Here is a 12,438-nt window from a genome sequence, read left to right as displayed (position 1 = left end):
TGCAGCAAGCTTTCAGTGATATCGGCAGGCAGGTGTTTGTTCATCTAGGATTTTTAGAGGTATTCGTCTTGAAAGGCCACCTAGAGGGCACACCTTAGTTCAGAAAGGATGATATCGATGAGAGGTTTTGTATCGAACGGGTGCCCACATCCGCCATTTCTGCGAATGTGGGATAGTGGTCAAATATCTACTTCGATTTCCACCTCAACTCCAGCCCTGCAATCACGCCACGACCCGGCATAGGCACACCGGGAATGTCCTGGTAGCTCGTGTCCGTGAGGTTTGTCAGTTGCACGTAAGGCTTCACGTAGCGGAATTCGCGACCCACTGTCCACTCCACCAGTGGATAAGCACCGGTCTCAAACCTCTGCAAGGCCATGACGCGAAATCGCGAATCGAATCCAGCCGCCCGGCTCCACCAAGTCGCCACCGCCAAGTGCTCAGGATAGTTAAATGCATATTTCGATTGCATCCCATTCAGCGTCGCCGCCGAACCGTGCATTCCTGTGTATGCTAGTTCAACGCGCTGTTGCCGCGGCAGTTCCCACCGCAGATCAATCTCGGTTCCCGTGAAGCTCAAGTTGTCGATATTTCCTGCCGTGTATGGACCCGTTGAATTCGTCGCGCGTACATAGTCGATCACGTCGCGGTCACGTCGATGGAACACGTCAGCATCCAGCACCAGTCCCCGCGTAATCGCAATCTGCACTCCGCCCTCAAAGCTCCATGCCGACTCCGGTTTGAGGTTGGGGTTCCCAATGTTCGCCGGATCGCTGTAGTAAAGGTCCGTGTAAGTCGGCAGCCTGAAAGCATGCGACGCCGACGCCCGGAGCTTTATCCGGCTGCTCGCCCAGTACGCACCCGAAACAGATGGACTGAAAACCTGCCGCCCTGCTGTATAGATCTGCTCCCTCGCACCTACGTTCACTGAGAACCTGCGTAGCGTCCTCGCATCGAAAGCTGCATAGAATCCACCCTGATCCCGTTGATGTCGTCCAAGATTGGAGCTGGCAATCGATTCGCGAATGCCGTCCACACCGTAATACACGCGCATGGTCTCCCCAAGCTTTTCGAATCTGCGCAGTGCTGCCTGGTACGACTCATCTACGTGGTTGTTCTCGTACACCGATGGCCTCGTGCGAAACAGCACGAACTCATCCGTGTGCCGCCGATATCCGAAATCAGCAATCGTCTGCGTTCCAATCGGCTGAGTCCACGCCGCCAGCCAGCCCTTCCCGCGCTCCCAACTTGGGTAGCTCCCATAAAAGCCCTGTGCTCCATAAGGCCGGTCGCTGATACCCAGCAGAACATCACTGCGCCCCAGTGCTGTGCCAATCGAAGTCTCCGAGGCGATTGCCAGGTTACGGTAATCGCGATTCTGTATGAATCCAGTCGAAAGCTCTCGCACAAAGGTCAGTTGTTCGGCAAACTGCTTCCGCGCATACGTCAGCGCACCGTTCTGCTGATTCGTCCCGAAGTTCCCGATCCCCGCTCCCAGTCTGACCTCGGTGGCTTCCGGCACCCGCGTTATGAAGTTCACTGCTCCACCCATTGCGTCCGAACCGTACAGCGTCGAGCCCGAGCCTTTCAGCACCTCGACCCGCTGTACCGACTCAAAAGGGAAGGGAATATCCAGATTGTTGTGTCCGGTCTGCGCGTCATTGAGACGCAATCCATTCACGAGTATCAATGTTTCGCCGAACGATGATCCGCGAATAGAAATATCGGCCGAGGTCCCCGGTGCGCGCTCACGCACGTCGAGAGAAGAATCCTGCTGCAGCACGTCCGCCCAGTTGCGATACTCAGCCGGAGACTGGCCCACTTCCACGGTGCTCACGCTGCGGTCTGTTTCCTCCAGCGGAACGACGTCGTAGCTTCCCGTCACCACTACCTTTTCTTGGTGGTGAAGTGGCTTGTTCCCATCCGGCGTCGCCGGGCTCGCTTCCGGAATGCCTTGTGCTAGTGCTACCGAACAGCAAATGAGTATGAATGCCCAAATCTTCATGTGATTGCTCGCTTTTGTTTCCTTTACGGGTGTCATCCCTGAGCAAAGCGAAGGATCTCAACTGCCGTCCAATCTCCTCCACCAAGTAGGTCACCAACTCCGGTTCCAATACCACCGTTCATTCTGGTTGCGAGTAGCTGCCATTTCAATGATGCTTAAATAAGGTGCTTAATAGTTGAACGGTTCAATTATGTAGAATGAAACCATGCGCATCGATGCTTTCCTTCGACAAAGCCCTATGTTCACCGTCAACCGAGCCGCTCGTCGTTTCGATGCCCTCGCCAGCCAGGCTTTAGCTGCCGACAGTCTTACCTTCCTCGAGGGCCTCGTTCTCGCTGCCATCTTCTTCGATGCTCCGGTCTCGGCTAAGCCTTCGCAATTGGCCGAAACCTTTGCGACCACTCGCGGCAACGTGAGCCATTGCATTTCATCGCTTGAGGCCAAGGGCTTCCTGCAGCGTGAGATCGATCCCTCCGACGCCCGGTCCTATTTGTTGTCATTGAAGCCGCAGGGCAAGCGATGTGCTCTGCGCGTCATTCGCGCCTTCGACAAACTGCAGGCAGAGTTCGAGAAGGAGGTGGGCAAGGCGCGCCTGAGCGAGACTCTGGAAACCATCCACAAACTCGAGGCGCTTGCCCCTGTTCTGTAGCTATTCTTTTACGGCGATTCCCAGCGCCTTCATCTTGCGATAAAGATGACTGCGTTCCAATCCCAGAACTTCGGCTGTGCGGCTCACGTTTCCGTTGTTTTCGTCGAGCTTTTTCAGAATGTAATCACGCTCATAGGCCGCGCGAGCTTCGTGCAGCGTGCTGAACTCGCCCAGCGACCGCCTTGTTCCTTCGCGATAGAGCATCGAAGGCAAATGCTTACGTTCCAGCCTCTGCACCGTCGGATTCATAATCACCACGCGCTCAATCACGTTGCGCAACTCGCGAACGTTTCCTGGCCAGGAGTAACGCGTCAGAACTTCGATTCCATCGTCTGTAATTTCTTTCGTTCTGCGGCTGTACTGGCTTGAGAATTCCTTGAGGAAGTGTCGCGCCAGCACGGGGATATCTTCTTTGCGTTCGCGCAGAGGGGGCACCACAAATGGCACAACGTTCAGCCTGTAGAACAGGTCTTCGCGGAAATTTCCTCGCGCAATCTCCTCTTCCAAATCCTTATTTGTCGCGGCGATCACGCGCACGTTCACTGTGATCGGGTCCTCCATTCCTACCGGAGCGAATCGTCCTTCGTCGAGCATGCGCAGCACTTTCGACTGCGTCTTCAGACTCATGTCGCCCACTTCGTCCAGGAAGAGTGTTCCGCCATCAGCCTTGCGCAGCTTGCCTTCTTTCTCCGTGTCGGCTCCGGGGAACGCGCCCTTACAGTAGCCAAATAGCTCGCTCTCGATCAGGTCTTCGGGAATCGCCGCACAATTCACTTCCACAAACATCTCGTCTTTGCGCAGGCTCTGTGCGTGGATCGCTCTCGCCACCAACTCTTTGCCCGTCCCGCTTTCGCCGTAGATCAGCACGCGTCCGTTCGTCGCTGCCATCAACCCAATCTGCTGTCGTAGCGCCTTCATCGGAATACTCTCGCCAACGATTTCGGCGTGCGACATCTGGCGCTTCAGTTCCTGGTTCTGCGTGCGTAGCTTGCGTGCTTCGGCTGCGTTTTTCACGACGATCAGAGTCTTATCGAGTGACAGCGGTTTTTCTAGGAAGTCATACGCGCCCAGCTTAGTGGCCTTCACGGCAGTCTCCACGGTGCCGTGTCCGGAAATCATGACCACTTCCGGACGGTCTTCCAAATCTTTCACCTGCTGCAGCACGGCCAAGCCGTCCATCTGCGGCATCCAGATGTCCAGCAGCACCACATCAAAATGCTGGTCGCGAATTAGTGCCAGCCCGCTCTCGCCATCCTCGGCGGGAGTCACGCGATAGCCTTCATCTTCAAGAATGCCGCCCAGCGTCTCGCGAATGCTCGGTTCGTCGTCCACCACCAGGATGTGCGTCATCGTTTCCTTTCCTTCTTAAGCTTGCTCGCGAGTTTCAGCTTCTTCTTCGGCAGATGCTCCAGAGTTCGTCGCCACCGGAAGTTCCACCACGAACCGCGTTCCTACTGGATGATTCTGTTCCACGCGGATCGTTGCGTTGTGATCTTCCAGAATGCGCGCCACAATTGCCAACCCGAGTCCCGTGCCTCGCGCTTTGGTCGAGAAGTAGGGCAGGAACAGCTTCTCCTTCGTCTCGGCTGAAACACCCTCGCCCGTGTCGGCAATTTCAATCTCGACTGCGTCCCGCGTATCAAGCAACGACGTGCAAATGCGGATTTCCCGCACCACAGCGTTCTTCATACTCTCGGCAGCGTTGTCCACCAGGTTCGCCACGACTCGCTTGATCGCCTCGGGATCGGCCATCACGTTCGGCAGGTCCGGTGCAAGATCCAGCCTCACATTCACGTCCGCGAGCCTCCCATCGAACAGCGACATGGCGTTCATCACAATGTGGTTCAGGTCTGCTGGATGAGGTTGCGATTGCGGAAATCGCGCCAAGGTCGAGAACTCGTCCACCAGCTTTCGGACCGATTCCACGGCGCTGCTGATCGTATTCGTACAGTTTTCGATGATGGATCGCGATTGTGCTTCGTCGCGTACTCCGCGTTCAATGTGTCGCTTGATGCGCTCGGCCGAGAGTGCAATCGGCGTCAGCGGATTTTTGATTTCGTGCGCCACCCTGCGCGCTACCTCGCGCCATGCAACCTGCTTCTGAGCTTTCAGCAAATCGCTCATGTCTTCGAAAACGATCACGTAGCCGAGGCGTCTGCGTTGCTGACCTCCGCTCATCGAAGCTACCGTGACGCTCACCTCGAGGCTTCGTTCGCCATTCGAAATTTCCATTTGCGCGGTTGTCGTGCCCATGCGGTCAGCCTTGCGCGTCAGCCTTCGAATATCGTCAGCGACGTCGGTATCTGCAGGGAACAGATCTGCCAGTCGCAATCCGCTTTGTATGCCTTGTTGCTGCACTCCCTTCGGCTGGAACATGCGAATCAGCGCAGCATTCACTCGCATCACTTGTCCCGAATCGTCCATCGAGAGCACGCCTGAAGGAATGCTCTCCAGGATGGTTTCCATGTGCAGCCTGCGTTCTTCGAGTCGGGCATTCACATCTTGCAGTTGGCGGCGATTGCTCTCCAACTCGGCGGCCATAGTGTTAAACGAACCCACCAATTGTCCAAGCTCGTCACCCGCATACACATCTACTCGATAGTCGAGCTTGCCTGCCGAAATTGCCTGCGTGCCTTCGGCCAAAGCTGTCACCGGGCGCGTCACAACCTTGCTCAGTGCCAGTGCAGACCACGTTGTTCCAAACAGCACCAGCAACGTGATCAGCAGCAGTGCCTGCATGTACGTCTGTCTAATGAGCTTGTTGTTGCGGCGTAGATCTTGATACCTGCGCTCGCTCTGATCCAGTTGTGAGAGTGCCTGGCTGTAATTGTCCGGCAGCGGCAGTGCGATTGCCACGTACCCAAGGTTCTCTACCGGAGCCACGCCAAGAATGTATTCGCGGTTGTTGAGCGTGAATTGTCCAGACTTGTTGCCGAGTGTCGTCACGTTCGGAAGCGCGTTGCGCAGCGCACTCCACGGTAGCGGAGCTCCAAAGCTGGCTTCTAGTTCTCCCTTGTAGATCGCCAGCGCAAATCCGCCTTGCAGCACGGTTTCATGCTCCCGAAACTGCTGCACCAAACTGCCGAATTTTCCGGAGTGAAATGTCTTCAGTGCCTCTGGACTGGTCGCAATTGCCCGCGCCTGTGCCTGCGCGTTCTGTCCTGCATAACTGATCAACAACTCGGCGACCGCAGCGCTGCGACCATGCACTTCCTCGATCGGTTGCGAAAACCATTTGTCTATCGAGCGATTCATCAGCCCATAGGCAAAGAGGAACATGGCGATCACTGGCCCGAATGACAGCACCAGTGCGCCCAGCACCATCTTGCTTCGGAATCGCGACCCTGCCGCTCCGGCCTGCCGCTCCAGATAGAGCTTTAGCAGTGTGCGCAGCAGCACGAAGATCAGCGCCACCAGCGCCAGAAAGATCAGCGCCGAGAGTGCCGCAAAGACAAATGTCTGAATCAGGGAATCCGGACGCAGGAACTTCAGGTTGAACCACTGCTGCGAGAAGATCACAAATACCAGCAGGGCTATTCCGGCACCAAGCCACGAAAGCCGGCGGCGCCGCGAGCGAGTTGGCTGAGGCGTGGTCAACGAAACCTCTCGACTGTGATTCTAGTGCAGAAAAGACACGATTTGTCGTGGAAAAGCAAATACGTGGTGCAGATAAGGTTTCTGCAAGTCTCTATTCCCGGTGAGTTCGCGTGGCTGGACTACCAGTCTCAGCCCAAAACGCATGGATGGCACGTTTCAAGCTGGTTTGCAGCCCCAGGTTGAAGCGCTTCAGGTCAATTACGAGATGACTGGTGTCCATCATCAGCAACCGCTCGCGCACGACGTCATAAACCACTTCGTCCACCAGAGACATGTCACTCACCAGCATCGAGATGCTGTAGCCGTCGTGCATACGCTGCTTCCCATGCTCGAAACTGGCAATCAACGACTGGTCTGTTGGCTCGTCCGGGTCAGGCGACTCCAACTGGGTTGCAAGTTCATGAAGAATCGCTTCTAGATGATCGATGCGTTGTGCATCCGTCAGGGGCATGGAAGCAAGCGTGGGGTCTACCTTCATCCTGAGGAGCACTTTTGCGCTGATCTCTTCCGCGTGTTCGTGAAGTAGAGCGGCCAATCTCATCGGCTGCCTTGATTCCCGAGGGGCCGACTTGTGCGCGATCTTTTCGATCAACGTGACAAGCTCATCCACTCGCGCTGGCTTCACCACATAGTCGTCTACTTGGCGTTGAATGGCGGATAGCGCATCTTCGAAAGCCGGGAACCCGGTCATGATCAGGTTGATGCAATCCGGTTGAGTGCGCCGCATCGCGCTGACTACTGTGAATCCGTCTCCGGGCTCTCCAATGTTCAGGTCGGAAATCAGAATATCGAACTGCTTTGTGGTGATCTCGCGCAGTGCTTCGGAAACCGTAGCTGCGGTTGTGACCTCGAAGCCTTTTAGTTTGAGGATTTCCGGGAAGGTTAGTCGAATGCCCGCCTCGTCGTCGACGAACAAGACGCGTTTTGCTTTCATTGCAGACTCCTATCCCAGACAGGGCTGCCAAGCAACAACGCCCTACAGTATGGCGCAAACGCGCTGGGCATAAGTGAAAAGCCGAATGCTCCTTGGGAACGTTCCCGATTTGGAACTAATGATTTTGCACATCTGACGTATGCAGTCAAGAAATAAGCAAAAACCCTCGACACTGTCGCCGAGGGTTTTGCGTACCAAACATCAAGGTCCAGTCTATTGTGCGTCCGCGCTCAGAGTGGTCGCTGCCGAGATCAGGTCTGCGCTCTAGCATTCGTGTGCTGGTCACTTTCGGGTGCGAAGACATCACACCGGAAATTCACTCTCAATTCCGCGTAGCGGGCATCCTTCGCACTTTGGCGTTCCCTTTACGCAGAAGTGTTTTGCCGTCTGCACCAGCAACGCGTGGAATTCGTTGTATCTTCTCGCCAGTTCGCTTCGTTTCATCTGCGAAGCGGTCGATGGCGCGTGAATCACGAATTCTTCGGGCAGTGATGCTGCACCTTTGCCGTTTTCCAGCGGAACGCACGCTTCGCGCAGAGCCTCCTGCACTGCAAGACGTATCTCCTCATATGGTGCGTCTTCAGCCACCAACCCGTGGCGGCCGAAGATGCGTCGCGTGTACGTGTCCACCACAAAGACCTGTTGGTTCGCTGCATACAGTAGGATCGAGTCAGCAGTCTCCGGTCCGATCCCGGTCAGCCCCAGCAGTTCTCTCCGCAGTTCCTCAGTCGGAACCTGAAACATCTTCTCCAGCAAGCCGCCATAGTTCGCGTCCAAATGAGCGACAAACAGCTTGAGCCGTGCCGCCTTCTGCCTGAAGTACCCTGCCGGACGCACCAGCAGCTCCAGGTCTTCGACTGGAATCCGCCGGATACCGTCCAACGACAGCACTCCTGCTTGGCGCAGGTTGGCCATTGCTCGTTCGACGTTATTCCATGATGTGTTTTGAGCCAGGTAGGCGCCGACGACTACCTCAAAGGCCGAATCCGCTGGCCACCAGTGCTGGCGTCCCATCGTGGCTTCCAAAGTAAGGAATATGCGCCGGATTTGTTCTCCCTGCTTCTTCAGGTGCCCAGTGTGTAGAACCGGTTTGGTCCGGGTTCCAGCCCGTTGTAGTCCCTTCGTCATGACTTTCCGAGTTCCATCCAATTGACAATTAATGTCAAGCTGCTACTCTGCAGTCAACGGTGGCTCAATGCGCGCACTTTGTCTTTGACGGGATTCGCCTGCCTGCGGAGCCCTGCCACCCTGAATTTTGATTTTTCTAAGTGAGGATAGATTTGGCAACGCCACCGAAAGGTCCTCAAGTCGCAGCATTCGATCCTAATAATTATGTGATCGATCCCAAGATCGTGAAACTGGTCTCGATCGATGTTGCGCGTAAGTACAAGATTCTGCCTCTCGGACGTGTGGGCACTTCGCTTCAGGTCGCTATGGTGGATACGACTAACTATCGGGCGCTCGATGATCTGAAATTCATCACCGGATACAACATCGAGCCGCTGGTAGGCAGTGAGACGGCCATTCTGGAAGCGATTGAATACGCCTACAATGCGCCCGAACCCGGCACCATCGAGAAGGATCCGGATGCTGGCGACCCCTTAGCCGACTACAGTGACGATTTCGATGCCGAGGACGGGGATCTTGAAGGCGAAGAAGCCTCGCTTGCCGATCTCGAGGCGGCCGCAGAAGACGTCAACATCATTCGCCTTGTGAACGTCATCCTCGCCGAAGCCGTCAAGGCCGGGGCCAGCGACGTGCACTTGGAGCCTTATGAAAAAGAGTACCGTGTCCGTCTGCGCGTCGACGGCCTACTCCAGGAGTTGATGAAGCCACCGCAAAAACTTCGCGATGCCATCATCTCCCGTATCAAGATTCTTGCCCGACTCGACATCAGCGAAAAGCGCCTCCCGCAGGACGGACGCATCATGATCCGCATGCGCATCAACGGGCGTCGCCGCCAGCTCGATTGGCGTGTCAGCACGCTGCCAACGCTCTGGGGCGAAAAGATCGTAATGCGCTTGCTCGACAAAGATAATCTGCGCCTCGACATGACGCAGCTTGGCTTCGAGCCCGAGTCGCTTGAGAAATTCACCAAAGCCATCCTCAAGCCATACGGAATGGTGCTCGTCACCGGCCCTACCGGTTCCGGCAAAACGAACACGTTGTATTCGGCGATTTCGCTGCTCAATAAGCCCGATACCAACATCATGACCGCCGAGGACCCGGTTGAATTTCAGTTGCAGGGAGTGAATCAGGTTCAGATGAAGGAGCAGATTGGCCTCAATTTCGCGGCCGCCCTGCGTTCTTTCCTGCGTCAGGATCCCAACATCATTCTCGTCGGCGAAATCCGCGACTTCGAGACTGCTGAAATTGCTATCAAGGCCGCTCTCACCGGACACCTCGTACTCAGCACCTTGCACACCAACGGTGCGCCCGAGACTGTGTCCCGCCTCATGAACATGGGCATTGAGCCGTTCCTTGTCGCCACGTCAATACACCTCATCGTGGCCCAGCGCCTCATTCGCCGCATTTGCACCAATTGCACCCAGCCCGTAGATGTTCCGACCAACGTGTTGCTCAAGGCCGGCTTCACGCAGCAGGAAGCTCGCACCGCCCGCGTCATGAAGGGTCGTGGGTGCGAAAAGTGCAATGGTTCCGGATACAAGGGCCGCACCGCGCTTTACGAGGTCATGGAAGTCGACGACTCGTTGCGGGAACTGATTCTGATCGGTGCATCGTCGCTCGAACTCAAGAAGAAGGCTGTCGAGAACGGAATGATCACGCTGCGCCGAAGCGGAGTCATCAAGATCCTGCAAGGCCTCACCACCATGGACGAGGTTCTGCGCGAAACGGTTCTATAAAGACTAAGGAAAGCACGGAGTAGGGATGCCGGTAACACTCAGCGATTTGTTAAAGAAGTTGCTTGAACTCAGCGGAAGCGATCTTCACGTCACCACCAATTCGCCGCCGCAGGTGCGTGTTCACGGACACCTCCAGCCGCTAGATATGCCCCCGCTGGCTCCCGCTGACACCAAGCAACTCGCGTACTCTGTGATGACCGATGCGCAGAAGCATCGCTTCGAGGAAGACCTCGAACTCGACTTTTCTTTCGGTCTCAAGGGACTCGCTCGCTTTCGTGCCAACATCTTCAACCAGCGCGGAGCCGTCGCGGCTGTCTTTCGTGTCATTCCGTACGAAATCAAGAGCTTCAATCAGCTCAACCTTCCGCCCGTGGTTGCGAAGCTCTGCGACCGCCCGCGCGGCTTGATCCTGGTTACGGGTCCTACTGGCTCGGGTAAGTCCACGACTCTCGCTGCCATGATCGACAAGATCAACAGCGAGCGCCACGAACACATCATCACCATCGAGGACCCGATCGAGTTTGTGCACCCGCACAAGAACTGCCTTGTGAACCAGCGCGAAATTCACCAGGACACAAAGGGGTTTGGGGCAGCGCTCCGCGCTGCACTCCGCGAAGATCCTGACGTAGTTCTCATCGGAGAAATGCGCGATCTTGAGACCATTGAGGCGGCGCTGCGCATCGCGGAAACCGGACACTTGACCTTCGGCACGCTGCACACCAACTCAGCGGCATCGACTATCAACCGTGTGATCGACGTGTTCCCGGCGCACCAGCAGCCGCAGATTCGTGCACAGCTTTCGCTCGTGCTCGAAGGCGTGCTCTGCCAGGCGTTGCTGCCGAAGGCTGGAGGCCAGGGCCGCGCCATGGCCATGGAAATTCTGGTTCCCAACCCTGCCATCCGCAACCTGATCCGCGAGGACAAGATTCACCAAATTTACTCCTCCATGCAGTCCGGTCAGGACAAGCATGGCATGCAGACTTTTAATCAGTCGCTGATGACTTTGTATATGCAGAAGGCCATCACGCTGGAGACAGCCCTTGCGCGCTCCTCCAACGTCGATGAGTTGCAGGAAATGATCAATCGCGCCAACAACGGGGCTAAGTCCACCGCTGGCTACGTAGGGCGCAAGTAGCACCTAAGTTCGATGGAGCAGAGAGGTCACAATGCCGGTTTATACATGGCAGGGAGTCAGTTCAACAGGCGAGAAAGTGCAGGGCGAGCGTGCCGCTGAAAACAAGCAGGTGCTTCGAGCCGCGCTGGCCCGCGAACGCATTCAGACCAAGGTCATAAAGGAAAAGGGCGGCAAGAGCTTCAACATCCAGATTGGTGCACGCAGCGTCAAGGCCAAGGAACTAGCTGTCTTTTTCCGCCAGTTCTCCGTCATGATCGATGCAGGCTTGCCTCTGGTGCAGTGTCTCGAAATCCTCGGTAACAACCAGGAGAATCCCACGTTCAAGCAGGCGCTGCTTGGGGTTCGAGGCTCGGTTGAAGGCGGTTCGACACTGGCAAACGCCCTGCGCTCATATCCCAAGATCTTCGACGAACTCACCACCAATATGATTGAGGCAGGTGAATCTGGCGGTATCCTTGACACCATTCTTCAGCGCATTTCGTCCTACGTCGAAAAAGCGGTCAAGATGAAGGCCGCCATTAAGTCTGCGCTCGTCTACCCTGTCTCGGTCATTGTTATTGCTCTTCTCGTAGTCGGAGCCCTGCTCAAGTTCGTCGTGCCGATCTTCGCCAACCTCTTCGTTGGACTCGGCGTGGCTCTGCCGGCGCCCACTCAGTTCGTCATCGATCTTTCCAAGTTCATTCAGGAATTCTGGTGGCTCATCTTTCTCGCTGTCGGTTTGCTGGTTGTGGCTGTCAAATACATTCGCAAGACGCCCGAGGGATTATTCCAAACCGATAAGTTGATGTTGAACCTTCCCATCTTCGGACAGGTTCTCCGTAAGATTGCCGTGGCCCGTTTTACCCGCACCCTCGGAACACTCATCTCCTCCGGCGTGCCTATTCTTGACGGCCTTGCTATCACCGCTCGCACTTCGGGCAATGCCGTGCTCGAGCGTGCTCTGATGAAGGTTCGAAGCTCCATTGAGGAAGGCCGTACCATCGTCGATCCTCTGCGCGAGAGCGGAGTTTTCCCCAACATGGTCACGCAGATGATCGGTGTGGGCGAAGCTACCGGTGCCATGGACAGCATGCTTCAGAAGATCGCGGACTTCTACGAAGATGAAGTAGATGCGGCCACGCGCGATATGTTGGCGATGATGGAACCGCTGCTCATCAGCTTCCTCGGCGTAGCTGTGGGCGGTGTTGTTATCTCGCTGTACTTGCCGTTATTCTCCATGATTGCCAAGCTCGCAGGCTAATCGGGGGAAGGTGC

9 protein-coding genes are annotated in these 12,438 nt (G+C 56.0%); 4 read left to right on the top strand and 5 right to left on the bottom strand.

Annotated features, from left to right (window positions below):
• Nucleotides 1–187: 187 nt before the first annotated feature.
• Nucleotides 188–2,005, bottom strand: a complete 1,818-nt coding sequence (locus AC6IZD_RS14565; protein ID WP_497784042.1) for a TonB-dependent receptor plug domain-containing protein — start codon at nt 2,003–2,005, stop codon at nt 188–190.
• A gap of 205 nt (nt 2,006–2,210) precedes the next feature.
• Between AC6IZD_RS14565 and AC6IZD_RS14560 the strand changes: the two genes are divergently transcribed.
• Nucleotides 2,211–2,654, top strand: coding sequence for a MarR family winged helix-turn-helix transcriptional regulator (locus AC6IZD_RS14560; protein WP_497784041.1), 444 nt, complete (start codon nt 2,211–2,213; stop codon nt 2,652–2,654).
• Here AC6IZD_RS14560 and AC6IZD_RS14555 read toward each other — a convergent pair whose 3' ends face one another.
• The 4 genes from AC6IZD_RS14555 to AC6IZD_RS14540 all read right to left on the bottom strand — a co-directional run bounded on the left by AC6IZD_RS14555 (nt 2,655) and on the right by AC6IZD_RS14540 (nt 8,313).
• Nucleotides 2,655–4,004, bottom strand: coding sequence for a sigma-54-dependent transcriptional regulator (locus tag AC6IZD_RS14555; protein WP_497784040.1), 1,350 nt, complete (start codon nt 4,002–4,004; stop codon nt 2,655–2,657).
• 15 nt (nt 4,005–4,019) lie between these two features.
• A complete protein-coding gene (locus tag AC6IZD_RS14550; RefSeq protein WP_497784039.1) occupies nt 4,020–6,251 on the bottom strand; it encodes a sensor histidine kinase in 2,232 nt (743 codons plus the stop codon).
• 91 nt (nt 6,252–6,342) lie between these two features.
• Nucleotides 6,343–7,185 (bottom strand): response regulator, encoded by an 843-nt coding sequence (locus AC6IZD_RS14545; protein WP_497784038.1) that lies wholly within the window; start codon nt 7,183–7,185, stop codon nt 6,343–6,345.
• A gap of 303 nt (nt 7,186–7,488) precedes the next feature.
• Nucleotides 7,489–8,313 (bottom strand): endonuclease III domain-containing protein, encoded by an 825-nt coding sequence (locus AC6IZD_RS14540; RefSeq protein WP_497784037.1) that lies wholly within the window; start codon nt 8,311–8,313, stop codon nt 7,489–7,491.
• 152 nt (nt 8,314–8,465) lie between these two features.
• On the opposite strand from AC6IZD_RS14540, the gene pilB reads away from it, so the two are divergent.
• From pilB to AC6IZD_RS14525, 3 genes are read left to right on the top strand one after another with little or no spacing between them, the layout of a single operon-like run.
• Nucleotides 8,466–10,049: a type IV-A pilus assembly ATPase PilB gene (gene pilB, locus AC6IZD_RS14535; protein WP_497784036.1), complete on the top strand. Its 1,584-nt coding sequence runs from the start codon at nt 8,466–8,468 to the stop codon at nt 10,047–10,049.
• A 25-nt stretch (nt 10,050–10,074) separates the two neighbouring features.
• Complete coding sequence (locus tag AC6IZD_RS14530) at nt 10,075–11,184, top strand: type IV pilus twitching motility protein PilT (RefSeq protein ID WP_497784035.1); 1,110 nt, start codon at nt 10,075–10,077, stop codon at nt 11,182–11,184.
• A gap of 31 nt (nt 11,185–11,215) precedes the next feature.
• Complete coding sequence (locus AC6IZD_RS14525) at nt 11,216–12,424, top strand: type II secretion system F family protein (RefSeq protein WP_497784034.1); 1,209 nt, start codon at nt 11,216–11,218, stop codon at nt 12,422–12,424.
• Nucleotides 12,425–12,438: the final 14 nt, after the last annotated feature.

This window comes from Koromonas humicola (assembly GCF_059726255.1).
Note: the sequence above shows the minus strand (reverse complement) of the source record. Positions and strands in the feature narration are given on the sequence as shown.

Coding starts and splice junctions, on each gene's coding strand:
- AC6IZD_RS14555 (WP_497784040.1), bottom strand. CDS start 4,004: ATGACGCACATCCTGGTGGTGGACGACGAACCGAGCATTCGCGAGACG.
- AC6IZD_RS14525 (WP_497784034.1), top strand. CDS start 11,216: ATGCCGGTTTATACATGGCAGGGAGTCAGTTCAACAGGCGAGAAAGTG.
- AC6IZD_RS14530 (WP_497784035.1), top strand. CDS start 10,075: ATGCCGGTAACACTCAGCGATTTGTTAAAGAAGTTGCTTGAACTCAGC.
- AC6IZD_RS14540 (WP_497784037.1), bottom strand. CDS start 8,313: ATGACGAAGGGACTACAACGGGCTGGAACCCGGACCAAACCGGTTCTA.
- AC6IZD_RS14560 (WP_497784041.1), top strand. CDS start 2,211: ATGCGCATCGATGCTTTCCTTCGACAAAGCCCTATGTTCACCGTCAAC.
- AC6IZD_RS14565 (WP_497784042.1), bottom strand. CDS start 2,005: ATGAAGATTTGGGCATTCATACTCATTTGCTGTTCGGTAGCACTAGCA.
- AC6IZD_RS14545 (WP_497784038.1), bottom strand. CDS start 7,185: ATGAAAGCAAAACGCGTCTTGTTCGTCGACGACGAGGCGGGCATTCGA.